21 protein-coding genes are annotated in these 26,480 nt (G+C 68.8%); 13 read left to right on the top strand and 8 right to left on the bottom strand.

All coding sequences use genetic code 11. From position 1 onward, the window contains the following. Positions 1 to 34: 34 nt before the first annotated feature. Positions 35 to 1,099 carry an SPFH domain-containing protein gene (locus AB0L97_RS20730; RefSeq protein ID WP_355072211.1) on the bottom strand — a complete coding sequence of 355 codons (1,065 nt, stop codon included), beginning with the start codon at positions 1,097 to 1,099 and terminating at the stop codon, positions 35 to 37. 212 nt (positions 1,100 to 1,311) lie between these two features. Here AB0L97_RS20730 and AB0L97_RS20735 point away from each other — a divergent pair, with 212 nt between their 5' ends. Then, positions 1,312 to 2,844 (top strand): amino acid permease, encoded by a 1,533-nt coding sequence (locus AB0L97_RS20735; RefSeq protein ID WP_364431886.1) that lies wholly within the window; start codon positions 1,312 to 1,314, stop codon positions 2,842 to 2,844. A 318-nt stretch (positions 2,845 to 3,162) separates the two neighbouring features. After that, a complete protein-coding gene (locus AB0L97_RS20740; protein WP_355072215.1) occupies positions 3,163 to 5,406 on the top strand; it encodes a tetratricopeptide repeat protein in 2,244 nt (747 codons plus the stop codon). A gap of 6 nt (positions 5,407 to 5,412) precedes the next feature. Here AB0L97_RS20740 and AB0L97_RS20745 read toward each other — a convergent pair whose 3' ends face one another. Then, complete coding sequence (locus tag AB0L97_RS20745) at positions 5,413 to 5,769, bottom strand: DUF1707 domain-containing protein (RefSeq protein WP_356966539.1); 357 nt, start codon at positions 5,767 to 5,769, stop codon at positions 5,413 to 5,415. A 204-nt stretch (positions 5,770 to 5,973) separates the two neighbouring features. Between AB0L97_RS20745 and AB0L97_RS20750 the strand changes: the two genes are divergently transcribed. The 4 genes from AB0L97_RS20750 (at position 5,974) to AB0L97_RS20765 (ending at position 12,829) form a co-directional block, all read left to right on the top strand. Further along, complete coding sequence (locus AB0L97_RS20750; RefSeq protein WP_355072219.1) at positions 5,974 to 6,708, top strand: MerR family transcriptional regulator; 735 nt, start codon at positions 5,974 to 5,976, stop codon at positions 6,706 to 6,708. Between the two features lie 241 nt (positions 6,709 to 6,949). Next, entirely contained in the window at positions 6,950 to 7,525 is a 576-nt protein-coding gene (locus tag AB0L97_RS20755; RefSeq protein ID WP_355072221.1) for a dihydrofolate reductase family protein, read from the top strand. Positions 7,526 to 7,640: 115 nt separating this feature from the next. Then, a complete protein-coding gene (locus tag AB0L97_RS20760; RefSeq protein WP_364431893.1) occupies positions 7,641 to 10,169 on the top strand; it encodes an AAA family ATPase in 2,529 nt (842 codons plus the stop codon). A 107-nt stretch (positions 10,170 to 10,276) separates the two neighbouring features. Continuing rightward, the gene (locus AB0L97_RS20765) at positions 10,277 to 12,829 is read left to right on the top strand and encodes a hypothetical protein (protein ID WP_355072225.1); all 2,553 of its coding nucleotides are present in this window, start codon (positions 10,277 to 10,279) and stop codon (positions 12,827 to 12,829) included. A gap of 45 nt (positions 12,830 to 12,874) precedes the next feature. Here the strand turns inward: AB0L97_RS20765 and AB0L97_RS20770 are convergent, their stop codons facing one another. From AB0L97_RS20770 to AB0L97_RS20790, 5 genes are all read right to left on the bottom strand, one after another. Next, on the bottom strand, positions 12,875 to 13,417 hold the full coding sequence (locus tag AB0L97_RS20770) for a hypothetical protein (RefSeq protein WP_355072227.1): 543 nt from the start codon (positions 13,415 to 13,417) through the stop codon (positions 12,875 to 12,877). Positions 13,418 to 13,566: 149 nt separating this feature from the next. Then, the gene (locus AB0L97_RS20775; protein ID WP_364431897.1) at positions 13,567 to 13,941 is read right to left on the bottom strand and encodes a hypothetical protein; all 375 of its coding nucleotides are present in this window, start codon (positions 13,939 to 13,941) and stop codon (positions 13,567 to 13,569) included. A gap of 938 nt (positions 13,942 to 14,879) precedes the next feature. Continuing rightward, on the bottom strand, positions 14,880 to 15,629 hold the full coding sequence (locus AB0L97_RS20780) for a DUF6008 family protein (protein WP_364431900.1): 750 nt from the start codon (positions 15,627 to 15,629) through the stop codon (positions 14,880 to 14,882). Between the two features lie 182 nt (positions 15,630 to 15,811). After that, positions 15,812 to 16,432: a TetR/AcrR family transcriptional regulator gene (locus AB0L97_RS20785; protein WP_364431903.1), complete on the bottom strand. Its 621-nt coding sequence runs from the start codon at positions 16,430 to 16,432 to the stop codon at positions 15,812 to 15,814. Between the two features lie 38 nt (positions 16,433 to 16,470). After that, complete coding sequence (locus AB0L97_RS20790; RefSeq protein WP_364431906.1) at positions 16,471 to 18,939, bottom strand: phosphoketolase family protein; 2,469 nt, start codon at positions 18,937 to 18,939, stop codon at positions 16,471 to 16,473. 208 nt (positions 18,940 to 19,147) lie between these two features. Here AB0L97_RS20790 and AB0L97_RS20795 point away from each other — a divergent pair, with 208 nt between their 5' ends. The 7 genes from AB0L97_RS20795 to AB0L97_RS20825 all read left to right on the top strand — a co-directional run bounded on the left by AB0L97_RS20795 (position 19,148) and on the right by AB0L97_RS20825 (position 25,490). Continuing rightward, positions 19,148 to 19,723 carry an FKBP-type peptidyl-prolyl cis-trans isomerase gene (locus tag AB0L97_RS20795; RefSeq protein ID WP_355072237.1) on the top strand — a complete coding sequence of 192 codons (576 nt, stop codon included), beginning with the start codon at positions 19,148 to 19,150 and terminating at the stop codon, positions 19,721 to 19,723. A 263-nt stretch (positions 19,724 to 19,986) separates the two neighbouring features. Then, complete coding sequence (gene tig / locus AB0L97_RS20800; protein WP_364431910.1) at positions 19,987 to 21,363, top strand: trigger factor; 1,377 nt, start codon at positions 19,987 to 19,989, stop codon at positions 21,361 to 21,363. A gap of 235 nt (positions 21,364 to 21,598) precedes the next feature. Continuing rightward, positions 21,599 to 22,186 (top strand): ATP-dependent Clp protease proteolytic subunit, encoded by a 588-nt coding sequence (locus AB0L97_RS20805; RefSeq protein WP_355072241.1) that lies wholly within the window; start codon positions 21,599 to 21,601, stop codon positions 22,184 to 22,186. A 70-nt stretch (positions 22,187 to 22,256) separates the two neighbouring features. Next, complete coding sequence (locus tag AB0L97_RS20810) at positions 22,257 to 22,925, top strand: ATP-dependent Clp protease proteolytic subunit (protein WP_355072243.1); 669 nt, start codon at positions 22,257 to 22,259, stop codon at positions 22,923 to 22,925. 430 nt (positions 22,926 to 23,355) lie between these two features. Continuing rightward, positions 23,356 to 24,636 carry an ATP-dependent Clp protease ATP-binding subunit ClpX gene (clpX, locus tag AB0L97_RS20815; RefSeq protein ID WP_195131826.1) on the top strand — a complete coding sequence of 427 codons (1,281 nt, stop codon included), beginning with the start codon at positions 23,356 to 23,358 and terminating at the stop codon, positions 24,634 to 24,636. A 149-nt stretch (positions 24,637 to 24,785) separates the two neighbouring features. Beyond that, positions 24,786 to 25,196, top strand: a complete 411-nt coding sequence (locus AB0L97_RS20820; protein WP_364431915.1) for an STAS domain-containing protein — start codon at positions 24,786 to 24,788, stop codon at positions 25,194 to 25,196. Positions 25,197 to 25,223: 27 nt separating this feature from the next. After that, positions 25,224 to 25,490 (top strand): ribosomal protein L7/L12, encoded by a 267-nt coding sequence (locus AB0L97_RS20825; protein ID WP_355072247.1) that lies wholly within the window; start codon positions 25,224 to 25,226, stop codon positions 25,488 to 25,490. Positions 25,491 to 25,589: 99 nt separating this feature from the next. On the opposite strand, the gene AB0L97_RS20830 is transcribed toward AB0L97_RS20825, so the two are convergent. Further along, positions 25,590 to 26,471: a hypothetical protein gene (locus AB0L97_RS20830; RefSeq protein ID WP_364431919.1), complete on the bottom strand. Its 882-nt coding sequence runs from the start codon at positions 26,469 to 26,471 to the stop codon at positions 25,590 to 25,592. Positions 26,472 to 26,480 lie beyond the last annotated feature (9 nt).

The raw sequence follows: 26,480 nt of genomic DNA on the forward strand, positions 1-26,480 counted from the left end.
CTTCCACCCGATGCCCGGAGGCAGGCGCTCGGCGTCAGCCTCCGGGCATCGGCGTTCCGCAGTTGCCGCAGAACTTGGCGCCGGGCGTCGCTTCCGAACCGCAGTTCGGGCAGTGCCGCGGTTGCGGGGCGAGACGCGCCCCGCAGTTCATGCAGAACTTCGCGCCCGCGGGATTCGCGGACTGGCAAGCGGCGCACGACGTCTGGGCCGTCTCGGGCGCGGCGGCGGGCAATTGCGGCGCGGGGGAGGGGCTGCCGACGTGATGGCCGATCGCGTTCAAACTCAGCGCCGCGCCGAGGAATCCGCCTTCGACGCCGTGGTGGTGCCCGCGCGCGAAGCCTTGGCTCGCGCCGAGTGCGAGCTCGCCCGCGGCATAGCGCTGGAAATCGCCGGTGAGGTTGATGTACTTGACGTCTTTGGCCAGCCGCTTCAGCCGGTCGGCGTCCTCCGGCGCGAGGCTGATGTCGAAGTTACCCATCCGCGGGATGCGCAGCCCGTATTCGTAGAGCGCGGTGTTGGTCTGGCGCAACACGGCCTGCTCGATGGGTTGCAGCTGTGCCGAGAGGCCCAGCACCGGCCAGTCGCCGCCTGCGACCCCCCGGGTCACCGCCATCTTCATGGATTTGAGCAGCAGGTCGGCGCACCAGTTCTGCACCCGTTCCTGGTCGGTGAGATCGGCCGTGCCCGCGAGCGCGGTGAGCAGTTCGGCCGGATCGCGGACGCTCACGGCGAATTCGCCGAAGACGCGCAGCGTCACCACCTGCTCGCTGACCGGGTCGAGGATGTCGTCCAGTCGGCCGCCGAAGCGAATCCCCGGAAACTCGCGCGTGGAGACGAAATACAGTTCGGCGCGGTAGTAGTTGCCGCCGGTGAGGGTGTCGACGAGCGCGCCGAGCACCGGTAGCTCGTCGGCGTCGATGCGGTGGCGTCCCGGGCCCATCGCGCCCACCACACGCCCGGACTTCAGGAAGAGGGCGATCTGGTCGGCGTTGACCATCGCGCGGCTGTACCGGCGGATGTTGACGTCCGGCCACTTGTAGACCAATTGGTTCTTGCGGTCCTCGGGGACCGCGATGAATTCCCGCTCGAACCAGGCCATCTGCGCTCCCTCATCCGATTTGTCTCATCTAGCGTACCGATACGCGGTGGCACGATCAACGAATGTCGCGGCGATCGTCGCTGATCGGACGCCCTTTTTTCAAAGACTTTGATGTCCAGCGTGTTACAAGTCGCGACTCGCTATTGAACGTGCCGCTACATAACGGTACATTGAGCGAAGTTATGATCGCCGTCACGTGAAAGGCCACCGCCATGACCACAGTTCGACCACCCGCGGATGCGCCCGCGCAGGCTGCCGCGCTCGAAGACGAGGACTCGGGCTATCACAAGTCGCTGCGCCCGCGTCAGCTGCAGATGATCGCGATCGGTGGGGCGATCGGCACCGGCCTGTTCCTCGGCGCGGGTGGCCGGCTGGCCAGCGCGGGCCCCGGCCTGTTCATCGTGTACGCCATCTGCGGCGTGTTCGTGTTCTTCATCCTGCGGGCGCTCGGTGAGCTGGTGCTGCATCGCCCCTCCTCGGGATCGTTCGTCTCCTACGCCCGCGAGTTCTACGGCGAGAAGCTGGCGTTCGCGGTCGGGTGGATGTACTTCTTCCACTGGTGCATGACCGGGATCGTAGACATCACCGCCATCGCGACGTATGTCCATTACTGGGGAGCGTTCGAGGCGATACCGCAGTGGACGATCGCCCTGGTCTCACTCGCGATCGTGGTCAGCATCAACCTGGTCTCGGTGAAGTGGTTCGGCGAGCTCGAGTTCTGGGCCGCGCTGATCAAGGTGGTCGCGCTGGTGACCTTCCTGATCGTCGGCACGGTGTTCCTCGCGGGTCGCTTCAAGATCGACGGCCAGACCACCGGTCCGAGCGTGATCGCCGACCACGGCGGGCTGTTCCCGACCGGGATCCTCCCGCTGGTCCTGGTCACCACCGGTGTCGTATTCGCCTACGCCGCAGTGGAACTGGTCGGCACCGCGGCCGGTGAGGCGGAGAACCCGGAGAAGATCATGCCGCGCGCGATCAATTCGGTGATCGCCCGGATCGCGCTGTTCTACGTGGGTTCGCTGGTCCTGCTCGCGTTGCTGCTGCCCTACACCGCGTTCAAGAACGGCGAGAGCCCCTTCGTCACCTTCTTCTCGCGGCTCGGCGTGGAGGGTGCGGGCTCCGTGATGAACCTGGTCGTGCTGACCGCGGCGTTCTCCAGCCTGAACGCCGGTCTCTACTCGACCGGCCGCATCCTGCGCTCGATGTCGATGAACGGCAGCGCGCCCACCATCGCGGCGCGGATGTCCAGTGGCGGCGTGCCCTACGTCGGCATCCTCGCCACCGGCGCGGTCGCGCTCATCGGCGTCGGCCTGAACGCGGTGGTGCCGGATCAGGCCTTCGAGATCGTGCTGAACATGTCGGCGCTGGGCACCATCTTCGCGTGGACCGCCATCGTGGTCTGCCAGCTGCAGCTGTGGCGCTGGTCGCGCACCGGCCGCGCGCAGCGTCCGTCGTTCCGGCTGATCGGCGCGCCGTACACGAGCTTCGCGACGCTGGTGTTCCTCGCCGTCGTGGTCGGGCTGATGGCCTTCAGCGACGACCACGTGCAGCGCGGTGCGGTGATCGCGATGGTCGTCATCATGGCCCCCGCGCTGGTGGGCGGCTGGTTCCTCGCCCGAAAGCGGGTGCTGCAGATCGCGGAGATCCGCCAGGGCATCACCGGTCAGTTCCCGGTCCTGGCCGAGCGCCCGCGCCGCGAATCGGGCGATCCGGTGGTGATCCTCGACAAGCCCGACGAAGAGTAAGGCAGTATCCGCCCCGGGCCGTTCGTCCGGGGCGGATCTATTCCCAATGTCGGGAACAAAACCAGCGCGCATCGACAGGCGACGGACCAGAATGAAACCGCGATCACACGGCGGGTCTGAGAGGTTCGTATGCCGGAGCACCCCAGCGCATCCGACCGTCCACTTGCGCACCCTTGGGCGAATCGGCGCATGCGCGGTACCGACGTGCCCCGGCGAACTGCTCACCCCTGGGCAACTCGGCACCTGCTCAAGACCGAAGTGCCTCCGCTACCACCCAATCCGTGGTCGACTCCACGGTATGTCGAGAAACCACGTGCCGTGGCAGTCGACTCGGTTCCGAGCGCCGTCGAACCGGCCGACCGGGACGGCGACGAGCACACCATCGGGACCGCCGAGTTGTTGCTCGGCGCACTCGAGTCCGACCCCGGTTCCGGGCGCAGCGCGCGCTCGCGGCCGAGCGGGCGCAGACTGGGCGGCGGCCTGGTGTCCATGCCCAAGGTGAGCCCCCTCGACCCGCGCACCGCGGTGATGCAGAACCCGGAAGTGCCCGAGCACAAACGGTTTTGCTGGAAATGCCAGCAGCCGGTCGGCCGCACCACCGAAGCGCGGCCCGGCGCCGTAGAAGGCGAATGCGGAAGATGCGCTTCGCCGTTCAACTTCCGGCCCCTGCTCCAGCCGGGGGAGATGGTCGCCGACCAGTACGAAGTGCAGGGCTGCCTGGCCCACGGCGGGCTCGGATGGATCTACCTTGCGATCGATCGCAATGTGAGCGACCGCTGGGTGGTGTTGAAGGGGTTGCAGAACCCGCTCGACTTCGAGGCGCACGTGGTGGCCCTCGCCGAACGCCAATTCCTTTCCGAGGTGGCCTATCCCGGCATCGTCAAGATCCACAACTTCGTCAAGCACCGTTCCGGGCGCGACGTGGCCGACGGCTACATCGTCATGGAGTACGTCGGCGGACGCTCGCTGAAGAAAATGCTGGATCTGCGTGCGCCGGAACGTATTCCGGCGTCCGAGGCGATCGCATTCATGATGGAGATCCTGCCCGCGCTGGACTATCTGCACTCGTTCGGCCTGGCCTACAACGATCTCAAGCCCGACAACATCATGGTCAGCGAGGACGAGGTCAAGCTGATCGACCTCGGCGCGGTGGCCGCGATGGAGTCCTACGGCAGCATCTACGGCACCCCGGGCTATCAGGCGCCCGAGATCACCGAGACCGGCCCGACGGTCGCCTCGGACATCTACACCGTGGGGCGGACGCTGGCCGCGCTGGTGCTGGACATGCCCAAGAACGCCGACGGACACCAACTGCCCGGCGTCCCTTCGCCGGACGATCAGCCGCTGCTGCGGGAATATCCGGCGTTGCGCAGGCTGCTGTGCCGGGCGACCGATCCGGATCCGCGGCGCCGCTTCCCGACCGCCTACGCGATGTACGGCCAGCTCGCCGGCGTGCTGCGGATGGTGCTGGCCTACGACACCGGGAAGGAACATCCGCAGGCGTCGCTGGAATTCGGCGCGATGCGCGGCGATTTCGGGATCGAGACGTTGATCGGCCAGACCGACGGCATGACCGACGGGCGGCATCGCCTGCCCGCGCTGGACGCGCCGAGCGTCGTCGCCGCCCTGCCGGTGCCGCTGATCGACAGCGAGGATCCCAGCGCCGATCTGCTGTCCACACTGCTGCACGGCGATCCGAGGCACGCCCTGGACGCGTTGCGCCGCACCGCCGACCGGATCGTCTCCGGGACCATCCCGGAGCCGGAGACGTTCGAATTGGAGGGCACGCTCACCGCGGTGCGCGCGCACCTGGACCTGGGCGAGGTGGTGCCCGCCTGCGACCGGCTCGCCGATCTGCGGCCGGACTACGGCACGGACTGGCGCATCGAGTGGTACTCGGCCGTCGCCGCCTTGCTGGACGGGCAGTACGAGCGCGCCTACGAGTACTTCGACCTGGTGCACGGCATGCTGCCCGGTGAGATCGCCCCCGCGCTGGCGCTGGCGGCCACCGCCGAGCTCACCCTCCAGCATCTCGGGGATGCCGCGGGCGACCACTGGCATCGGCTCGCCGAGGAGTACTACCGCACGGTCTGGCGGACCAATCACGGCGTGGTGAGCGCGGCGTTCGGCCTGGCCCGCAGGCTCGCCGCCGACGGCGGCCTGCTGGAAGCCGTCGAGGTGCTCGATCAGGTGCCGGAGGCGTCGCGGTATCAGAACGTGGCGCGCATGACCGGGTGTCTGCTGCTGGTCTCGCAACCGATCCCGGAGACCACCGAGGCCGACCTGCTGGAGGCGGCCGCGCGGCTGGACGCCGCGCCGGACGAACCGCGGGCGCTGCAGCTGCAGGTGATCGTGGTGGGCGCGGCGCTGGAGTGGGTGCGCGCGGGCGGTCAGGCCGCCACTGCGGAGGCCACCCTGCTCGGTTTCCCGTTCACCCCGCTGGGGCTGCAACGCGGGCTCGAGTCGAGCCTCCGGGCGCTGGCCCGGATCGCCCCGCACCGGCTGCACCGTTACCGCCTTGTCGACCTGGCCAACTACGTGCGGCCGAAGTCGAGGTGGTGAGCGGTCTCAGGTGGTGCGCGCGGTGAGCATGAAAAGCGCTGGCGCGGCCAATATCATCAGCAGCCACAGCCAGTTGCCCGTGGTCACCGCGAGCACCACCGAGAAGACCACGGCCGCCCCGGCCAGCACCACCAGGCGCGGCAGCGGGTTGACCGGGGTGACCTCGGCCGGGGGCGGTGTGCTGCCCGGCAGGTCGGCGAACAGTTCGGCCAGTTGACTCTTGCTGGTCGCGGCCGCGACGGCCGCGCTGAGTTCGTCGAACTCGGCCAGGCTCAACCGTCCGGTGCCCAGGTGGTGGGTCAGCTCGCGCATCGCGCGCTCGCGGTCGGCGAGACTGGCCGGAAGACCCGCGGATTCACCCATGCCGGAAGGATAGGCGCAGCGGCGGAACCGGGCGTCGGATGGATTTCCAGAGGCGGGAAGAACGGCTGGTGGGCGCGCCCTCGGGAGGCCGCGTCGCAGCACGCCAGTGATGTTTGCTGAAATGTCGCCAGAGACCGGTCGGTCGTCCCGGCAATGGCCGCGCACCGGCGGTCGTCACGTGTTGCGATGTGGTTTCCTTGAGGTATGACTGCGGGTGTGGAATACACGATCGACGAGCTGGCGCGGGAGGCCGGTACGACCGTGCGCAGCCTGCGCGTTTACCACGAACGCGGTGTGCTGCCGCCCCCGCAGGTCAAGGGGCGTACCGGGTTCTACGGTGCCGACCACCTCAATCGGGTGCGCACCATCAGCAGGTTGCTCGATCGTGGGATCAAGCTCAACGGCATCAAGGAATTGCTCAACGCCTGGGACCGTGGCGACGACCTGGGGGACATTCTCGGTGTCGGCGAGCCCGGCGCGACCGAGCCGCTCGTCGTGGACGCCGGGGAAACGATCGCGGCGACCGAACTGGCGGAGCGCTATCGCGACGTGCCCAACGGTCTGGCCCGGGTCGTCGCCGCGGGTCTGTACGAGCCCGTCGACGCCGCGACCTACCGGATCGCGGACCGCCGTCTGACCCAGAGCCTCGACCAGATGGCGGCCGCGGGCATCCCGGCCGACGAGGTCCTCGGCGAGTTGGAGAAGCTGCGTGCCGACGCGGAGCGGATCGCCCGCCGCTACGTGGACCTGTTCCGGCGCACCGCGTGGGCGTCGTTCCAGGACTCCGAACGCGGTCCGGCGCAGGTCGCCGAGCTCGCCCAGCGCCTGGCGGCGACCAGGCCGGTCCCGGCGGAGACCACCGCCGAACTCGTGAACCGGCTCGTCGCAAGGTATCTCGACCAGGACGCCGAGCTGGCCGAGGCGCTGCCGGAAGCCTGATCCGACCGCCTGGCGTCGCCGACCGAAGAATTTCTGTTTCAGATTCCCATCATTGGCGATACGTGGCGGTAACGTGCCGTTGATCAACGGTATATTGGGACCATCCGGCGCGCGATCGCGGCGCCGAGTCGCCTGACATCCCCTACTTAGGTATGTCTGCGGGCAACCTACCGATGCGCCGAAGTGTCGCTCCCCCCGACAATCTGAATGTCGCACAAGGGCAGCAGATGGGTGTGGGCACATGGGAAGCGTGACACTGTGGATGCAGATGTCGCTCGACGGCTTCGCGGAAGGGCCGGATCAGGAGGTCCACTGGCCGGTGGTGGACGAGGAACTGTGCGAGTCGTTCCTGGACGAATTGCGCTCGGCCGACTTGTTCCTCTACGGCCGCAAGACCTACGAGATCATGGCGTCGTTCTGGCCGACCGCCGACGTGGATCCGGCGATCTCGGAGTTCTACGTGGACTTCGCGCGGTGCTGGAAAGAGACGCCGAAACTGGTCTTCTCGCGCACCATGGCCTGCGCGGGGTGGAACACCCGCGTGGTCAGGGAGGACCTCGTCGAGGAGGTCACGGCGTTGCGCGCGCAGCCGGGATGCGACATGGTCCTGTTCGGCGGCGCGGAGACGGCGTCGGCGTTCATGAAGCACGACCTGATCGACGAGTACCGGTTGTTCGTGCATCCCATCCTGCTCGGTGGCGGGATTCCGCTGTTCCCGACGCCCGCGGTGGTGTCGGGCTTGCAGCTGGTGGACGTGATGACCTTCGACAGCGCGGTGGTCCAGATGCACTACCAGCAGATGGCCTCCGCCAGGTAGGAACCGGCGCGGGAAGCGCGTACCGGACCGGCGACCGCGCGAGCGGACGGCTTCACCGTCGACGTAACCTCTGATTGTCGAGCGCTTTGCCGCGTCGTCGGCTAACTTTCGTTTTATGTCCCTGGTTCAGGCACGTGGCGACGTGCTGCCTGCATCCACCAGTGAATTCGTCGGCCGGGAAACGGAATTGGACCGGCTGGGCACGCTGCTGGACGGCGGCGCCCGCCTGATCACCCTGGTCGGCCCGGGCGGGATCGGCAAAACCCGATTAGCCGCGGAGGCCCTACGCCGTGGCGCCCGCGTGCGGGGCAGGCCGGTGTACTGGGCGCGATTGGCCGGGCTGGAGGCCGACAGCACCGCCACCGCGCAGGACGTGATGCAGTCGGCCGTGTGCGCCGATGCCGATTCGCCGCCGGCCCGCGACGCGCTGGTGCGCACCTTCACCAGCGGAGACCGTCGCACCGAGCGCGCCGTGCTAGTTCTGGACAACTGCGAACACCTGCTCGGCGCGGTGGCGGCGATGATCGCCGAGTTGCTGGAAGGCACACCGGGACTGACCATCCTGGCCACCAGCCGCGAACCGATCGGCTGGGCCGACGAGTACATCCTGCCCGTACCGCCGCTGTCGCCGCGGCAGTCGCTCGAATTGTTCCGGCAGCGGGCCGAACTCATCGGACGCGCGATCCCGGACGAGCGCGAGGCGACGGCCGTTGCCGCGCGGATCTGCCGCCGGGTCGACCACAACCCGCTGTTCATCCGACTTGCCGCGGCGCGCCTGCGGCATCAACCGCCGATCATGGTGCTGCACGAACTCACCGGCGACGCGGATGACAAGCGGTTGCACTGGACCCACGGAGCACGTGCGGGCGCCGAGCGGCGCCACCGCGGCGTCTACGACGTGATCGCGTGGTCGTTCGCGCTGTGCGGGGCCTCCGAGCAGTTGCTGCTCGAGCGGCTGTCGGTCTTCGCCGCCGGATACGAGACCGACGACGAGTCGCTGCGCGGGGGCATCGACCTCGACGCCGCGATCGCGGTATGCGCCGATGACGACCTGCCCGCCGGTGAGATCGAACATCTGCTGGAGCGGCTCACCGAACAGTCGCTGTTGTCCGCGCACCTCACCGCGACCACGGTCAGCTGGTACCTGGTGGGCAGCGTCCGGGTGTTCGCCAGGGAGCGGCTGTGCCGCCGGGGCCGCGCCGAGCTCGACCGGCTCGCCGGACGGCACCGCCGGTATCTGCGGGACAAGGTGGTCGCCGGACAGGCCCTCTGGCTCGGTCCGCAGGATCAGACCTGGCTGGCATGGGCGCGGTCGGCGTGGAACGACATCGTGCTCGGCATCGAATCCGGGTTGGCGGACCCGGCCGAAGCCGTGGTCGCCCTCGAGATCGCCACCGTCCTGCTCTCGATGAAGGTGCCGTACGTCAAGTCCGGCGCCGGCGCGCTGACCCGGTTGACCGAACGCGCGCTGGAGGCCACCCGCGGCTCCGGCCCCGGCACCTCCGGGCTCGCCGACCTGGCCACCGCTCTGCTCGGCTGGAACTCGCTGTGGCAGGGGCGGACCGATCACATCCCGCGACTGCTCGCCGACCGCGCGGCCCTGCCGTCGGATGCGGGCCCGCGATACACCGACACAGATTTCGGGCTGCCCGCGCCGGTCGAGTGGATGTGGGGCCTCGAACTGATGCTCGTACGCGGCGACCGGCGCGCGATCACCATCCTCACCCGGGCCCGCCACAAGTTCGCCGAACAGGGCGATCGCATCGGCGCGGAGCGCAGTGACGTGTTCGTGGTGTTCTGCGCCGCTCTCGTCGGCGACCGGACGCAGGCGCTGGAGCACACCGCGCGGTTCCTGGCGCGGTCGGCATCGTCGGGCTCGACGTTGTCGCGAGCCTGGGCCGAGATCGCGCGCGCGGTGGCGCTGGCCAAGCACGGGTCCGCCGCCGAGGCGCTGACGCTGACCCATGGTGTGCTCACTCGGCACCGCGGTGAGCAGGACACTTGGACGGCGAGCTGGGCGGTGGGCGCGCACATCGTCGCGCTGGCCCAGGTCCTGCTCGCGCAGCGCGCCGAGGGCCGCGATCGTGCCGCGTGCGCCGACACCGCGACGGAGATCGCGTATCTGGTCGGCAGTTTCAAGACGCGGCAGCGTTCGATGGGCATCTCCGTCGAACGCGTTCCATTGATCGCCGCCGAACTCCGCGGCGCGGCGGAGGCCGCCCGCGCGGTGCTCGGCGACCGGGCCTATGCCGCCGCCGAGCGCAGAACGCGACTGCGGCCCGAACTGGACGCACTGTGGTGTTCCACCGCGGATCCGGTCCCGGCCTCCCGGCGCCCGGATCGCCCGGCGGCCTCCCGGCCGGTGTCGCGGCGGCCCGCTTCCCGCTGGAACGATCTGTCGGACGCCGAGCGCGATGTCGCCGTCTTCGCGGCGGCCGGCTGGCCCAACAGCGCCATCGCCGGGCGGCGGCGCAGCTCCATCCGCACGGTCGACGCGCAGGTCGCCGCCATCCGGCAGAAGCTGGAGATCGCCTCGCGCGCCGACATCGCGGCCCACATCCCCGACGAGCTCGCCGATCGGGTGCGCTACGAATCCGAGCGGCGGCCCAGCCGGCGCCGTCGAGGGGGGAGCCGGGATCGATAGACGACTGCCTCCCCGGCGACCGGGCCGGAGGCGTGCGAAACCCTTCCCCCGGCCGCGCCCATTAGGCTGCTCGAGCGGTGATTGTCTGGATCGGTAGGTGCGTCGGCATGTCGGAGGTGAACAGCGGTGGTGACAACGGTCCCGCCGCGCCCGTCGAGTTCGTGGGCAGGCATGCCGAACTGCGGCGGATAGAAGCCCTGCTGAGCTCGTCCAGCGCCCGGTTGATCACCCTGGTCGGGCCCGGCGGCATCGGCAAGACGACGTTGGCGGTGGAAGCCGTACGGCGCTATCGCGGCGCGGCGCGGCACCCGGTGTATTGGACGCGCCTGGCCCGGCTGGTGCCCGGCGCGGAGACCGGGGCGGTCGCCGAGGAGGTGCTGCTGTCCGTCGCGAAGAACGGCATCGCGGGCCGCTCCGCCTGGGACGGCTTGGTGGAGATCTTCGCCGACGGTCTCGCCGATGGCGAGACGCACCGGACCATCCTGGTGCTGGACAACTGCGAACACGTGCTGGCCGGAGTCGGCCCGCTGATCATCGGACTGCTCCAGGCGGCCCCCGGCTTGACCATCGTCGCGACCAGCCGGGAGCCGATCGGCTGGATCGACGAGCAGCTGGTAGCCGTGCCTCCGCTGTCCAGCGTGCACGCCCTCGAACTGTTCCGGCGGCGAGCCGAGCGCACCGGGCGGCCGATCTCCGAGGATCCGGGCCAGCTCGCCATCGCCACCCGCATCTGCGGGCACGTCGACAACAACCCGCTGTTCATCCGCCTGGCCGCGGCGCGGCTGCTGCACCGGCCACCGGCGATCCTGTTGCGCGAGTTGTCCGGTGACACCGACGATCGCCGCCTGCAGTGGACGCACGGGGCCAGGGGCGGCATCGGCGAACGGCACCGCAGCGTGCGTGACGTGATCGCCTGGTCCTACGGCCTGTGTACCGCGTCGGAGCAGTTGCTGCTGGACCGCTTGTCCGTGTTCGCCACCGGTTGCGACGCCGAGGACGACGAGACGCCGTGCGGCGGGGCCGACGTGGACGCGATCGTCGCGGTGTGCGCGGACGCGACGTTGCCAGCGGAGCGAATCGAGGGGCTGCTCGAGCGCCTGGTGGAACGCTCGCTGCTGTCGGCCCGTATCACCACCTCGACGGTGCGCTACTACCTGTTGGAAAGCGTTCGGGTGTTCGTGCGCGACCGGCTGTCGGCCCGCGGCGATCACCTGGACGAGGCGCGGCTGTTCGCCCGGCATCGGCGGCACTATCGCGACCGCGTGGCGGCGGGCCCGGCCACCTGGTACGGCCCGCGGGAGCAGGAGTGGATCGCCTGGGCCCGGGCGGCCTGGGACAACATCCTCATCGCCGTCGAGACCAGTCTCGCCGATCCGGAGGAGGCCGTGGTCGGGCTGGAGACCGCCGCGACGCTGATGGCGTTGCGCGTGCCGTTCATCACCGGGTCCAACCGCGCCATCACCAGCCTGACCGAACAGGCGCTGGAAGTCACCGCGCAGGTGGAGCCGCCGCCGACCCGGCTGCGGATCAACGCGACCGCGCTGGTGGGCTGGATCGCCATCTGGCAGGGCAGACACGCCTATACCGCGCAGTTGTTGGACGAATGCGCCGCGGAGTGCCTGTCCGACGCGGAACTGCGGCGCGGCTGGCGGGAGACGACGGCGACCGATGTCGGCCTGCCCGCCGCGGTGGAGTTCACCTGGGGACTCGAACTGCTGCTGATCCATCTCGACATCCGGGCGGTGGACGTGCTGGCCAGGGCGCGCAGGAAATTCGCCACCTTGGGCGACCGGGCCGGAGAGCAGCGCAGCGAATTGTTCGAGGCGCTCACGTACGCGAACCTCGGTGACGCGGACGTCGCGCTCGGGGCCGCGCGCAGGCATCTGGACCGGGCCGTCGCTTCCGACGCGGGCTGGGCGACCTCATGGGCGGAGCTGGCCTGGATGATCGCGGTGTCCCGGCACGGCGATCCGCGAGAGGCGGTCACGCTCGGGCGGTCCACCCTGGAACGCCTGCTGATCACGGGGGACACCTGGACGGCGGGCTGGGTCGCGCATTTCATGATGATGGCGCTGACCTACCTGCTGTCCGCCCGGATCGAGGCGGGGGACACCGACAGCGCCGAAGCGATCGCCGCCGCCACCGAGATCGCCCATCTGCAAGGCGGGATCGCTACGCTGCACCGCTCCATGGGCATCGTCGCAGACCGGGTGACCCTGGTGGCCAGGGGCACCGCTCAGGCGGTCGCGGCGGTCACCGCGGTCCTCGGCGCTGAGGCGCACGAAGCGGCGGTTCAGCGCGGCGCCCGCCTGCGTCCCGAACGCGACGAACTGCAATTACTGCTGCTGGGTAGGTTGCCCGCCGATCGGCTGCTGCCTGCGCGGCGGTCGCAGGCCAGGTCGACGGCCTCGCGCTGGGACGAGTTGACGCCCGCGGAACGCGAGGTCGCCGTGCTGGCCGCCGCGGGCTGGGCCAACAGCGCCATCGCCGCGCGCAGGGGCAGCTCGATCCGGACGGTCGATGCACAGGTGGCGACCGTACGCAGAAAGCTGATGGCGGCTACCAGGGCCGACATCAGCTGGCACGTACCGGATCACCTCGAGGAGCGGATCCGGCTGGAATCGGAGCGAAGGCCCGCGCGAACGCGAACACGCCCGTAACCGCGCGGCGGTCACGGGCGTGCCGGTAGGAAGGTCGGTCAGGCGTCAGGTCAGCGAGCCGTCGTAGCACAGGCTCGACGACCGCCAGGAATGCTGCGGCCCGGTGCCGGGATCGAAGGCCCACTGGTCGATCGATCCCGCGGCCTTCCACCACACGGAGCCGCGTCCGTCCGAGACGACCTGGTAGACGTCCTCGGAACCCTCGATGAGCTGGCTTCCGACGCAGTAGTCGTTGTATTCCGTGCCGTACTGGCGGGCGCCGGGGCTGAACAGGCCCGCTGGGTGGGTGTACGCGCCCGGGTTGGGCACGGTGCTGGCCTGCCGCACATTGTGTCCGCGGTGCCAGTAGGGCGCGCCGACCCCATCGGTGCCGCAGGTGAAGGTCGAGCCCCCCGCGACGACGGTGGTGCCCTGGCCGTAGGCGCCACCGGCCCAGAGGCAGGCAGCGCCCTGAGCCTCGGCGGTGCCCGCGCCGAGGCTCAGGCCGCCCGCCGCCACCGCTGCCGCCGCCAGCAGGGTGAGCGTCCGTGCCGTGCCGCGCTTGTCGTTACACGCGGTCGTCCGGCGAAGCCCGTTAATGTTGATCATTGGTGTTTCTCTTTCGTGCGCTATCCCGGCCGGAGTGGATTTCCGGGATTGGTGATACTTCAAGTAATGTGCCGCTAGACAGCGGTACGATCAGTCCAGAAGGACGTCGCGGAAGATTGTGGGTGCGAGTGAGTGAGCCGGTCCGGCGATCACTGGCACCAGCGGGCCTGCGGGCGGCAGACGGTGTAGCCGCTGCCGTCCGGGCGGGCGACGCGCGACCAGCTGGGGCTGACGGAATTGTTGCCCGTGGTGGTGTCGGCCGGCGCAGGGGTGCTCTGGCGCTGGTGGTAGTCGCGGATGGCGTCGTCGTGCTCGTCCGCGCGGAGCGGGTCGTTGTCGCGGTGGTTGTAGCCCATCGGGTCGATCTGGTGCCAGCCGTTGGTGTCGCCGGTGCCGTTGCGCGGGTCGGAGGGGCCCGAGTGCGACTCGGCGCCCGCGATGCCGACGGCGCCGGCGGTGAGGATGCCGACGATCGCGGTACAGGCGAGCAGTCGCCGTGCGGCGGAGTTGGTCGTGGCGGTCATCGTAAGTCTCCGTTCGGAATTCGAGCCGTGCGCGGCGACACGGTTCGAGCGGCGGCGGTGCGGCGAACGTCGATGGTCGGGGTTGCCGCGCGAGGTGGGGGCGGGGAAGGGATCGGGGCGGCATCCGTCGCGGACGTCTGGTCCGCGGGCCGGTGCCGGTCGGCTCGGTCCCGGTTGTCGGGATGGGAAGAGCCCGGCCTGTCGTCTCCGTGGCGGCCCGGGTCTGCGGGGCGCGGTGCCGCGACGATCGCGTCGGGCCCGGCCAGCGCTTCGGCCGGCGCCGGGGTTTCCGGCGTGGCCGCTATCGCGCTCACGATCAGCGGGCGGACGAGCCAGGTCTGTGTCCGTCGCTGGTGCGGCGTGATGCCGGTCATCGTTCGCGTCCGTTCATCTCGCCACCTCGGGATCGGAGATCGGCCCGGTGTGGTCCGATCGGCGGGTCCCTATCTATCGTGCCGTTGGATAACGTCACATTAATCGACGGGTCGATGCCTTGTCGAGTGCTTTCCCATACTTGGGAAGAATTGCGGAGTTTCCGGCGTGGGTCGGCGTCTTGACCAGGGGTGATGCCGACCGCCTGTAACCCGGGGGCTTTGCGAAACTTGCTCGACGCGATGCTTTTTCGGGACGGTGCGGCCTTCCGGCGGGCCGGGTAGGGGGCGCGGCAGTGATGCGGCGCTCTCGCCGAAAGTGACGTGGGTAGCACGACCGGCCGGGGCACGGGGGCTGTGTCTTCGTTGCACTCACCACGCCAGGGCCGTGCTGACCGCGGAGGTGGAGCCGGCATGCGCGCGGGATGTGGGGGCGAATGAAGGGCAGCGGCAGTGCCGCGCGGTTCGCCGCTGTGGGCTGATGAACGGGCTGCGACGGAAAGCCCTTCGCGCATACACGAAAAGGGCGCCTGCCGCGATGGCAGACGCCCTTTTAGGGTTGCTGGATCAGGCCTCGGTGACCGCCGCGTATGCCGGGGCCCCTGAACCCGTGGCCGCCGCGGGCGCGCGGCTCGGCTTCGCGGCGGCGGGGTCGCGGAACGGGGCTTCGATCACGGCGCGCTCCTGCCACAGGTAGTACAGCGCCATGGCGAAGATGCTCGTGCCGATCACGTTGGCCAGGAAATGCCACCAGATGCGGTAGGTCGACGCACCGGCTCCCGGGTCGAGCAGGCCGAAGAAGGTCGACAGGCCGATCGCTTTGGTGCCGAAGGCGACCGTCAGGGTGAGCGCGAGATGCTCGAGTCCGTGGATGCCCTGCATCAGTACGCCCATGCGGCCCCACTTGCGCGCCTTGCTCTCCAGGGCGTGGTGGGTGACCAGTGCGACACCGACCAGTCCGGCGAGGAAGTGGAAATTGCCGACCAAGTGCAAGATTTCCATCCCGAGCGACGGCTTCATATGGTTGACCTGGCCGAATCCCTTGGCCAAGCCGGTGCCCCACGGCGTCATCCACGCCGGTGAGTTCGGGTGCTGGATCCAGTATCCGACCTGTGCCACGTGCTCCTGGAAGTGACCTATCTGGGCGATGACGCCCAACGCGATCACACCGAGCGCGGTGCGGAACATCCATGGTCGCAACGGTTTGCGCATCGCGATGGCGAGCACGCCGACGGCCGCCCACATGACGACCATCCAGGCCACCATCAAGATCGCACCTAGGATTTCGAACCCGGTCGCCTCGGCTGTGTGGTTCATGGGGAACCGCCCTTCTGCGCGCCCTCCGGCAACGGCGACGGATGGGGGGAGTTGCTTCGGAAACGCGCGGAACGCGTTGTTCGCAAGATACAAGGTCGTGCGGGCTCGTGTCCGAGATTTCCGAATGTCCTGGTACCTGCGACAATTCGATTCGAGTCATACTCAACGCGTATAGCGCGAGTTCACGATGGTCGCAGAAAGCCTTCGACGATGCGGTGGGCGCGGTCGGCGGCCTCCGGATCACCGATCCGCAGCGCGGTATTCGTCGCGCAGAGCACCGCATCGATCTGGAAGGCGACCAGATCGGCGTCCAGTTGAGGGATCTCACCGGCGGACGCCGCCGCGCGCAGCTCCCGCGCCAGCAGCCGAACCCACGCTCCCTGATCGCGGAGCAGGGCGTCGCGCACCGGGCCCGGCTTGCTGTCGTGCTCGGCCATGGTCGCGACGCGGAAGCATCCGCCCGCGAACAGCGGCGTCGTGGCATAGACCATCCAGTGCTCCACCAAGGCCCGCAGACGGGCGACGCCGTGCGGCGCGGACCGTGCGGGTTCGACGACCGCTTCCACGAAGCGGTCGCGTGCGTGATCGATGGTGGCCAGCTGGAGTGCTTCCTTGGTGCGGAAGAGGGTCTGGATTCCGGCCTTGCTCAGACCGGTGTCTTCGGCCAGCCTGCCGAAACTCAGGCCGTCCAATCCGTCGAGCGAGGCGATGTCGACCGCATGCCGCAGCACCGTGGCACGCGTCTTCGCACCGCGCAACAGGCGCTTGTCGGTGATCTCGGCGGTTCGCTGACCACTTTCCATACGGTCGATCGTACTTTCTGCCGCCGGGTTCGTGGGGCTCAGTTCCGCTGGTAAGGCCAGTTCCAGTCGGCGACCTCGGGGAGGTCCTCGCCGTGTTCCCTGGTCCACGCACGGGCCGTCCACCGCGCGTCGACCATCTCTTGCCGCAGCCCCGCGGCCCGCTCGCGCAGGGACGGCACCCGATCGATCACGTCCATCACCAAGTGGTAGCGGTCCAGATCGTTCAGCATCACCATGTCGAACGGCGTGGTCGTGGTGCCGCGCTCCCGATAGCCGCGCACGTGCAGTTCGTCGTGGTTGGTGCGCCGATAGGTCAGCCGGTGGATCAGCCACGGATAGCCGTGGAAAGCGAAGATCACCGGCCGGTCCTGGGTGAAGAGCGTGTCGAACTCACTGTCCGGCAGGCCGTGCGGGTGCTCGTCCTGCGTTTGCAGCCGCATCAGGTCGACTACGTTCACCACCCGGACGCGCAGGTCGGGCAGACGTTCGCGCAGGATCGCGGCCGCGGCGAGGGTCTCCAGCGTCGGTATGTCTCCCGCGCAGGCGAGCACCACATCCGGCATGGTGCCCACCTCGTCGCCGTGGCCCGCCCACGGCCAGATCCCGATCCCGCGTGCGCAGTGCTCGGCGGCCTCGGTCACCGACAACCAGTCGGCCTGCGGCTGCTTGCCCGCGACCACCACGTTCACGTAGTGGCGGGAGCGCAGGCAGTGGTCGTAGGTGGACAGCAGCGTGTTCGCGTCCGGCGGCAGGTACACCCGCACGATCGAGGCCTTCTTGTTCAGCACCACGTCCAGGAATCCGGGGTCCTGGTGGGTGAAGCCGTTGTGGTCCTGGCGCCACACGTGCGAGGACAACAGGTAGTTCAGGCTGGGGATCGGACGCCGCCACGGCACCGCCGAACTGGCGTCGAGCCATTTGGCGTGCTGGTTGAACATGGCGTCCACGATGTGGATGAACGCCTCGTAGCAGGTGAACACGCCGTGCCTGCCGGTCAGTAGATAGCCCTCCAGCAGTCCCTGGCACATGTGTTCGGACAGCACCTCGATCACCCGGCCGCCGCGGTCGAGTTTCTGGTCGCGGCGGTCGATCTCCGCCTGCCAGTTGCGGCCGGTGACCTCGAGGATGTCCTGCAAGCGGTTGCTGGCCAGCTCGTCCGGCGCGAAGATGAGGAAGTTGTCCGGATTGTGCCTGGTGACCTCACGCAGCCAGCCACCGAGCACCCTGGTGGCCTCGTGCCGGGTCGCGCCCGGCGCGGTGACCTCGACGCCGAAGTCGCGCCAGTCCGGCAGGTACAGATCGCGCAGCAGCGTACCGCCGTTGGCGACCGGGTTGGCGCTCATCCGCCGTTCGCCGACGGGTACCTGAGCGGTCAGCTCCGGCACCGGCTTGCCGTCGTCGTCGAACAGTTCCTCCGGACGGTAGGAACGCAGCCACTGTTCCAGCACCGCGCGGTGGTCCGCGTCGGTGCGCGCGCCCGGCAACGGCACCTGGTGCGCGCGGAAGGTGCCCTCGACCTGGTCGCCGTCCACCACCGGCGGACAGGTCCAGCCCTTCGGTGTGCGCAGCACGATCATCGGCCAGCTGGGCCGTGCCCCATCGGCGCCGTCGCGTGCGGCGCCCTGGATCCGCCCGATGCGTTCCATGCTCGTGTCCACCGCCGTGGCCATCGCCTGGTGGACGGCCGCGGGATCGTCGCCGGCGACGACGATCGGCTCGTAACCGTAGCCACGCAGCAGCGACAGCAACTCCGGCTCCGGGATGCGCGCCAGGATGGTCGGATTGGCGATCTTGTACTCGTTCAGCGCCAGGATCGGCAGCACCGCGCCGTCGCGCGCCGGATTGAGGAACTTGTTCGCATGCCAGCTCGTGGCCAGCGGACCCGTTTCCGCCTCGCCGTCGCCGACCACGCAGAACACGGTGAGATCGGGGTTGTCCAGGGCGGCGCCGAACGCGTGCAGCAGCGAATAGCCGAGTTCGCCGCCCTCGTGGAAGGAGCCCGGCGTCTCCGGTGCGCAGTGACTCGGCACCCCGCCGGGAAAGGAGAACTGGCGGAACAGCGCGCCCATCCCCGCGGCGTCCTGCGGAATGTGGCTGTAGACCTCGGAGTACGTCCCCTCCAGCCAGCCGCACGCGTTCGGGCCCGGACCGCCGTGCCCGGGGCCCGCGACGAAGACGGCGTTCAGGCCGCGTTGCCGGATCGCGCGATTGGCATGCACCCACACGAGATTCAGGCCGGGCACCGTGCCGAAGTGCCCGAGCAGCCTGGGTTTGACGTGCTCGGCGCGCAGCGGTTCGCGCAGCAGCGGATTAGCCGTCAGGTAGATCTGGCCGACCGCGAGATAGTTCGCGGCGCGCCACCACGCGTCGATCGCCGCCAGCTCGTCGCGTGCCAGTGGCCCCGGCACGTCCGCCAGCCGGTAGGGACGCGGTGCGACGGTCCGGCCGCCGGTGCTGCCGACGTTGTCCGCCGAAGTATCGCCACCCGCACTCGCCATGTGGGTCATGTGCCGACTCTCCTCACGCTCATGGCATCGGGGACGGCGGCGCCACGACCGGCCGCCGTCGCGGTCCTGCGAAGGTTGCCGATCGGAATCGACAACGCCGGATGGAGAATTCACCGCCAGCCTAGCCGCAGCGGGCCGCGCGGCGGTCCGAGCGTGTCGCGGGAAGCTCGTCCCACCCGGGGCCCGTTCGTGGTCTAGGGTCCGCGGCATGCACATTCTCGGCAGGATCATCGGTATCGGCGCCGTCGCCGCGACCACCATCGTGCTGGCGGCCTGCGGCTCGGACGACGAGTCCGCTCCCGCCGTCTCCACGACGCGGACCACCGCGGCGGCTGGGCCTTCCGCGCAGCGCCCGGCTACCCAGAGCAAGGGCCGCGAGTGCACCGCCGACGACATCCGCGTCACCGGAGATTTCGGCGCCGCGCCGAAGATCACCCTCCCCGACAACTGCGACCCGCCCAAGCAGCTGATCGTCAAGGATCTGAAGGAGGGCAGCGGGCCCGGCGCCGCGCCCGGCCAGCAGCTGACCATGAATTACGCGCTGGTCACCTGGTCGGACAAGAAGACGCTGGACAGCTCGTTCCAGCGCGGCAAGCCGTTCCAACTCACCCTCGGCGGGGGACAGGTCATCCCCGGCTGGGATCAGGGACTCGTCGGCGTCAAGGAGGGCGCGCGCCGCTTGCTGATCGTGCCGCCGGAGCTGGGCTACGGCGCGGGCGGGCGTGGCATCGCCCCGTACGAGACGCTGGTATTCGTCACCGACGCGGTCTCGGTGGGGAAGTAGCCCGGCCGCTCGCGTCGCCCGCCGGGCACCGCCGGATGCAGGTCCGCTCGGCCGGTCAACTAACCTGGTCAGGATGCGTGGCGTACGCCGCACCCCTCGTCGTCTCGGCCGAGGCCGGGACTCCGGTTCGGATCGGCGCCGGTGGGGGAATGCGGCAGCCGGCGTAGGGCCGCCTCGCCCGCCGTTCCGATCCCGGAATGCCGGGGGCGGGGCGCCGCAAGACGAACGTCAACCAGTACGAACAACGAACAAGGAGCATGTCCGTGAAGAGCACCGTCGAGCAGCTGAGCCCGACCCGGGTCCGGATCAACGTCGAGGTGCCCTTCGAGGAGCTGAAGCCGGATTTCGACCGCGCGTACAAGGCACTGGCCAAGCAGGTCCGCATCCCCGGCTTCCGTCCCGGTAAGGCGCCAGCGAAGCTGCTCGAGGCCCGTCTCGGCCGTGGCGCGATCCTGGAGCAGGTCGTCAACGACGCGCTGCCCGGTCGCTACAGCGAGGCCGTCACCACCTCCGAGGTGAAGGTCATCGGTCAGCCCGAGATCGAGATCACCAAGATCGAGGACGGCCAGGAGCTGGCCTTCACCGCCGAGGTCGACGTGCGGCCGGCGATCACGCTGCCGGACTACGCGAGCATCGCGGTCACCGTCGACGCGTTCACCGTCGGCGACGAGGACATCGAGGAGCAGTTGCAGTCGCTGCGCCAGCGCTTCGGCACCCTGACCGGGGTGGAGCGTCCGGTGCAGGACGGCGACTTCGTCTCGATCGACCTGTCGGCGACCGTGGACGGCCAGGAGGTGGCCGAGGCCGCCACGACCGGCCTGTCCCACGAGGTCGGTTCCGGTCAGCTCATCGAGGGCCTGGACGAGGCGCTGGTCGGATTGTCGGCGGGCGAGTCGAAGGAGTTCACCTCGAAGCTGGTCGCGGGCGTGCACGCGGGCAAGGACGCGGTCATCACCGTGACCGTGCAGACCGTCAAGGAACGTGAGCTGCCCGAGGCCGACGACGAGTTCGCGCAGCTGGCCAGCGAATTCGACACGCTGGAGGAGCTGAAGGACGATCTGCGCGGCCGCGTCGAGCGGGTCAAGAAGGTGCAGCAGGCGGGCGAGATCCGCGACAAGGTGCTGGACACCCTGCTCGAGCAGGTCGAGGTGCCGCTGCCCGAGGCCGTGGTGAAGGCCGAGATCGACGCGGTGACCCACGACGCGGTGCACGGCTTCGACCACGACGAGGCCAAGTTCGCCGAGGCGCTCGAGGCGCAGGGCAGCACCCGCGAGGAGTTCGACGCCGACACCAAGCAGGCCGCCGAGAAGTCGGTCAAGACCCAGCTGCTGCTGGACGCGATCGCCGAGGCGGAGGGCACCCAGGTCGGCCAGGAGGAGCTCACCGAGCGGATCCTGTTCCAGTCGCAGCGCTACGGCCTGTCGCCGGAGCAGTTCATCCAGCAGGTGCAGCAGGCGGGCCAGCTGGGCGCGATCTTCGCCGACGTGCGGCGCGGCAAGGCGCTGGCGGGCGTGGTCGGCCAGGTGACCGTCACCGACTCCGCGGGCAACTCGGTGGACACCACCGAAATGTTCGGCGCCCCCGCCGATTCCGCCGACGAGGACGCGGCCGTCGAGACGGCCCCGGCGGACGCCGAATAATTCCATGGAATGTCGGCGTGATCGACGCCCGCGAGGTGCGCTGATTGCGCTGTGAGCGAAGAAAGGGCGGTACCGGGAGTTCGGTGCCGCCCTGCTTCGTTAATGTTTGTGACGACAAGTTGGATGGCCATGTCCGACCGGGTGCGGCATATCCAACCAGTGATGGCTATGTGGCAATCCGCAACGAGCCGGCGAGAGAAGGCAGGTATCCGTGACAATCAACCAGGCAGGGGTCATGACAACCGCGACTGCTGGTCTCAACCTCAGTGATTCGGTGTACGAGCGCCTGCTGCGTGAGCGCATCATCTTCCTCGGCACACAGGTCGACGACGACATCGCGAACAAGCTGTGCGCGCAGATCCTGCTGCTCTCGGCGGAGGATCCCACCAAGGACATCTCGCTCTACATCAACTCGCCGGGCGGCTCGGTGACCGCGGGCATGGCCATCTACGACACGATGCAGTTCGCCGAGTGCGACATCGCCACCTACGGCATGGGCCTGGCCGCGTCCATGGGGCAGTTCCTGCTCACCGCGGGCACCAAGGGCAAGCGCTACGCGCTGCCGCACGCGCGGATCATGATGCACCAGCCCTCGGCGGGGATCGGCGGCTCGGCGGCCGACATCGCGATCATGGCCGAGCAGTTCGCGCACACGAAGCGTGAGCTGAACGAACTGCAGGCGCAGCACACCGGCAAGTCGGTCGAGCAGGTCACCGCCGATGCCGACCGCGACCGCTGGTTCACCGCGGCCGAAGCCCTGGAATACGGCTTCATCGACCACGTGATCAGCCACGCGAATCAGGCCAACGGCGCCAAGAAGTAACGCACCGGATCACCCACAGGCCCCCGGACACCTCGAACGTCCGGCCGCCGCACCGACTTTGGAGACGAAGATGGCCAATTCGATCGACCCGCGCGCCGGCCTGTCCGGCATGGCACCGCAGAGCCCGCAGGCGCGCTACATCCTGCCGTCGTTCATCGAGCACTCGAGCTTCGGCGTAAAGGAGTCCAACCCGTACAACAAGCTGTTCGAAGAGCGCATCATCTTCCTCGGCGTGCAGGTGGACGACGCCTCGGCGAACGACATCATGGCGCAGCTGCTGGTGCTGGAGTCGCTGGACCCCGACCGCGACATCACCATGTACATCAACTCGCCGGGTGGCTCGTTCACCTCGCTGATGGCCATCTACGACACCATGCAGTACGTGCGCGCCGACGTCGCCACCGTCTGCCTGGGCCAGGCCGCCTCGGCCGCCGCCGTGCTGCTGGCCGCGGGCACGCCGGGCAAGCGCGCCTGCTTGCCCAACGCGCGCGTGCTGATCCACCAGCCCTCGCTGGAGGGCGGCATCCAGGGCCAGGTGTCGGATCTGGAGATCCAGGCCGCCGAGATCGAGCGCATGCGTCGCCTGATGGAGAGCACGCTCGCGCGGCACACCGGCAAGGACGCCGACACCATCCGCAAGGACACCGACCGCGACAAGATCCTGACGGCCGAGGAGGCCAAGGAGTACGGGATCATCGACACGGTGTTCGACTACCGGAAGCTGAGCGCGCAGAAATAAGGCGCGAATCGTCGTTTCCGGCCGGGGCCGGGACGGCGGGGGCGAATTGCCGATCCCGGGGCTGTTCGCTCTAAATTGCTTTGTGACAGGGAATTCCGGCCGGGAAGTACGCAATGGGGCATACCGCCCGGCCGGGCCGCCCTCGCGCCGCCGCGGTTCGAGAATTTGTTCGAACCGACGGCGCCGCGCGGCGGGCGGTGCGGAGGTATGGCTCGTGACGACTCGCACAACCCGCGCGAGAAACATGCGCGAGTTGTCGACCTCCATCCCGAACACCGGGTACGGTCAACCTAGGGACCTTTGCTCCCGGTTGACGGCACTGCCCCACCGGCCACGAAATCAGCCGATGCGTTTGCGGCTGCGAAAGTGGTGGACAGCTGGCAACCTGGACGGACGGTTGCACGCGGACAAGGAAGTAGGGACCCACGAGATGGCGCGCATCGGAGATGGCGGCGATCTGCTGAAGTGCTCGTTCTGCGGAAAGAGCCAGAAGCAGGTCAAGAAGCTCATTGCGGGACCAGGGGTGTACATCTGCGACGAGTGCATCGATCTCTGCAACGAGATCATCGAGGAGGAACTCGCCGAGTCCAGCGAGGTCAAGCTCGATGAGCTGCCCAAGCCCGCCGAGATCCGGGATTTCCTGGAAAACTACGTGATCGGCCAGGACACCGCCAAGCGCACTCTCGCGGTGGCCGTCTACAACCACTACAAGCGCATCCAGGCCGGTGACAAGGGGCGGGACAGCCGCGGCGAGACCGTCGAGCTGGCCAAGTCCAACATCCTGATGCTCGGTCCCACCGGTTGCGGCAAGACCTACCTCGCCCAGACCCTGGCGAAGATGCTGAACGTCCCGTTCGCCATTGCCGACGCCACCGCGCTGACCGAGGCCGGGTACGTCGGCGAGGACGTCGAGAACATCCTGCTGAAGCTGATCCAGGCGGCCGACTACGACGTCAAGCGCGCCGAGACCGGCATCATCTACATCGACGAGGTCGACAAGATCGCCCGCAAGAGCGAGAACCCGTCGATCACCCGTGACGTGTCCGGCGAGGGCGTGCAGCAGGCCCTGCTGAAGATCCTGGAGGGCACTCAGGCGAGCGTGCCGCCGCAGGGCGGGCGCAAGCACCCGCACCAGGAGTTCATCCAGATCGACACCACCAACGTGCTGTTCATCGTGGCGGGCGCCTTCGCCGGTCTGGAGAAGATCATCTCCGACCGCACCGGCCACCGCGGCATCGGTTTCGGCGCCGAGGTGCGGTCGAAGGCCGAGATCGACACCACCGATCACTTCGCGGAGGTCATGCCAGAGGACTTGATCAAGTTCGGCCTGATCCCGGAGTTCATCGGCCGCCTGCCCGTGGTCGCGTCGGTGACGAACCTGGACAAGGAATCGCTGGTCAAGATCCTCTCCGAACCGAAGAACGCGCTGGTCAAGCAGTACGTCCGGCTGTTCGAGATGGACGGGGTCGACCTCGAGTTCACCGACGACGCGCTGGAGGCGGTCGCCGACCAGGCGATTCTGCGCGGCACCGGCGCGCGTGGCCTGCGGGCGATCATGGAGGAAGTCCTGCAGCCCGCGATGTACGACATCCCCAGCCGCGACGACGTCGCCAAGGTCGTCGTCAACGCGGATACGGTCAACGACAACGTTCTGCCCACCATCGTGCCGCGCAAGGCGCAGCGGCCGGAGCGCCGGGAGAAGTCGGCGTAATTCGGGTGTGGCGACCCGTCGCAGGGGGTACTCCTCGGTGAGGGTTGAGCAGACAGCCTAGTTCCGGCGTTTTTCTCCGGGGCGCATCATTGAACCCGCGAGCAAGCCCGTTTCCGAGATTGCTCGCGGGCGACTGGACCGAGGTCCTCATGTCGACAGGCTTGGCCAACCCCACGTACGTTCTCACCGCCGCTCGCAATGCCGATCACCCCGCCGAGCGGCTCAAGATTTCGGTCACAGTGCCGAGCGACTCGGTCACGCTGTGCGCGCTCGCGGGCGAAGTCGATCATTACACCGTCGAAGTGTTTCGACGCAGGCTGATCGGCTCGCTGGGCACGGCGGCGCCTTTGGTGGTCGTAGATCTGTCGAAGATCACGTTTTTCGGCGTCGCCGGGTTGCACGTCCTGGTCGACGCGCGGTCCATGCTGGCCCAGACCGGCCGTAGGATGCGCCTGGTGACCGGACCCCGGTGTGTGGACCGGCTGCTGGAGCTGGCGGGAGATCTGGCGCGCTTCGAGACGATGTCGAGTCTCGCCGACGCCGTGCTCGACGCGGCCTGACGCGGCCGGGGTCGATACCATCGGGGCATGTTCGCCAACCGGCGCTTGGAGCGCAAGGTCGACGCCCTGCACGCCAAGCTCGACCTGATCATGACCCATCTGGGCATCGAGGCGCAGGCAGCGGCCGTGCCGCCGCGTGCCGTGCCGGCGGTCCCGCGCGGCGACGGCATGGCCGAGATCGATGCGCTTCTGGCGCAGGGCAAGAAGATTCACGCGATCAAGCGGTATCGCGAACTCACCGGGTGCGGCCTGAAAGAGGCCAAGGAAGCGGTCGAACGCCGGTATCCGTACTGATCACCGGGGCGCGAGCACAGGGCCCGACGGCTCGCGCGCCGGCGCGGAAGTAGAGCGGGCATTCTTCGACGACTTGCCCCGCACCGCAGGCTGATAGGTCTAGCTGTGTGCGCCCTGCACCACGGGGGTGTGCAGATCCACTGGGAAGTCGGCGTCCGCGCTGGACAGGCTGTCCGCCGCGGAGCGTTCCGGCAAGGGGTCGCGCCCGGTCGGGTCGGGCAAGCTCCGCACCTGCTCGGTGGCATAGCCGATCGCGCGTCCGTATCGCGCGCTCGCGGCATCGTGGATGAGCAGGGCGACGCCGATCATCACCGGGGCGACACCGTGCACGGCGGCGTCGAACCATCGCCCGGCGCTCACGTATGGGTAGGTGTTCAGTCCGACGGTGAGCGCGAGCAGGGCCATTTCCGCCGCCGCCACTTGGCTCCGGTTGTCCAGCACGCCCCATTCGGTGACCTTGTTCGTGCCGATCATGATGATGATCAGCGACACGCTGATCATCGCCTCGAGCAGGTAGCTGAACCAGTACAGTGGGTCGTCCGGGCCACCTGGGGCGATGTTGTGCTGAACGTTGACCGCCGACCACAGCATTCCGGCGGCGACCACGCCGGCCAGCGCGCCGAGCGACCAGGAGCGGTGCCGGTACAGCGACGCCAACCTGGCGTGCGGGCTGGACGCGCGCCGCTGCGCGGCAATCGCCTTGCGCGCCAACAGCAGGTCCCTGATCTCGGCCTTCTCGATGGCCTCCGCGGTGTGCCGCGCCCGGTCGGAGGCCGCGGCGCCCGCCTCGGCGTGCTTCCAGCGCTGTTCGCGGTCCTGGGTCCGGATCCGTTCGGCCAGTTCGCGTTCAGCGAGCAGTTCCTCCTCCGACAGCGCGCCGGTCAGAGCCGGGTCGAACTGGTAGGCGAGACGGCCGCGGGCCTTCTCGACTCGTCTCGCCAGCCGTGCGACGTCGTCGTCCGGGGTCTGTTCGTCGAGCATGCGGCTCCA

The sequence above is a fragment of the Nocardia sp. NPDC051911 genome (genome assembly GCF_040681035.1).
Lineage (GTDB): Bacteria > Actinomycetota > Actinomycetes > Mycobacteriales > Mycobacteriaceae > Nocardia > Nocardia sichangensis.

Coding starts and splice junctions, on each gene's coding strand:
- AB0L97_RS20730 (WP_355072211.1), bottom strand. CDS start 1,099: ATGGCCTGGTTCGAGCGGGAATTCATCGCGGTCCCCGAGGACCGCAAG.
- AB0L97_RS20735 (WP_364431886.1), top strand. CDS start 1,312: ATGACCACAGTTCGACCACCCGCGGATGCGCCCGCGCAGGCTGCCGCG.
- AB0L97_RS20745 (WP_356966539.1), bottom strand. CDS start 5,769: ATGGGTGAATCCGCGGGTCTTCCGGCCAGTCTCGCCGACCGCGAGCGC.
- AB0L97_RS20750 (WP_355072219.1), top strand. CDS start 5,974: ATGACTGCGGGTGTGGAATACACGATCGACGAGCTGGCGCGGGAGGCC.
- AB0L97_RS20755 (WP_355072221.1), top strand. CDS start 6,950: ATGGGAAGCGTGACACTGTGGATGCAGATGTCGCTCGACGGCTTCGCG.
- AB0L97_RS20760 (WP_364431893.1), top strand. CDS start 7,641: ATGTCCCTGGTTCAGGCACGTGGCGACGTGCTGCCTGCATCCACCAGT.
- AB0L97_RS20765 (WP_355072225.1), top strand. CDS start 10,277: ATGTCGGAGGTGAACAGCGGTGGTGACAACGGTCCCGCCGCGCCCGTC.
- AB0L97_RS20770 (WP_355072227.1), bottom strand. CDS start 13,417: ATGATCAACATTAACGGGCTTCGCCGGACGACCGCGTGTAACGACAAG.
- AB0L97_RS20775 (WP_364431897.1), bottom strand. CDS start 13,941: ATGACCGCCACGACCAACTCCGCCGCACGGCGACTGCTCGCCTGTACC.
- AB0L97_RS20780 (WP_364431900.1), bottom strand. CDS start 15,629: ATGAACCACACAGCCGAGGCGACCGGGTTCGAAATCCTAGGTGCGATC.
- AB0L97_RS20785 (WP_364431903.1), bottom strand. CDS start 16,432: ATGGAAAGTGGTCAGCGAACCGCCGAGATCACCGACAAGCGCCTGTTG.
- AB0L97_RS20790 (WP_364431906.1), bottom strand. CDS start 18,939: ATGACCCACATGGCGAGTGCGGGTGGCGATACTTCGGCGGACAACGTC.
- AB0L97_RS20795 (WP_355072237.1), top strand. CDS start 19,148: ATGCACATTCTCGGCAGGATCATCGGTATCGGCGCCGTCGCCGCGACC.
- AB0L97_RS20805 (WP_355072241.1), top strand. CDS start 21,599: ATGACAACCGCGACTGCTGGTCTCAACCTCAGTGATTCGGTGTACGAG.
- AB0L97_RS20810 (WP_355072243.1), top strand. CDS start 22,257: ATGGCCAATTCGATCGACCCGCGCGCCGGCCTGTCCGGCATGGCACCG.
- clpX (WP_195131826.1), top strand. CDS start 23,356: ATGGCGCGCATCGGAGATGGCGGCGATCTGCTGAAGTGCTCGTTCTGC.
- AB0L97_RS20820 (WP_364431915.1), top strand. CDS start 24,786: ATGTCGACAGGCTTGGCCAACCCCACGTACGTTCTCACCGCCGCTCGC.
- AB0L97_RS20825 (WP_355072247.1), top strand. CDS start 25,224: ATGTTCGCCAACCGGCGCTTGGAGCGCAAGGTCGACGCCCTGCACGCC.
- AB0L97_RS20830 (WP_364431919.1), bottom strand. CDS start 26,471: ATGCTCGACGAACAGACCCCGGACGACGACGTCGCACGGCTGGCGAGA.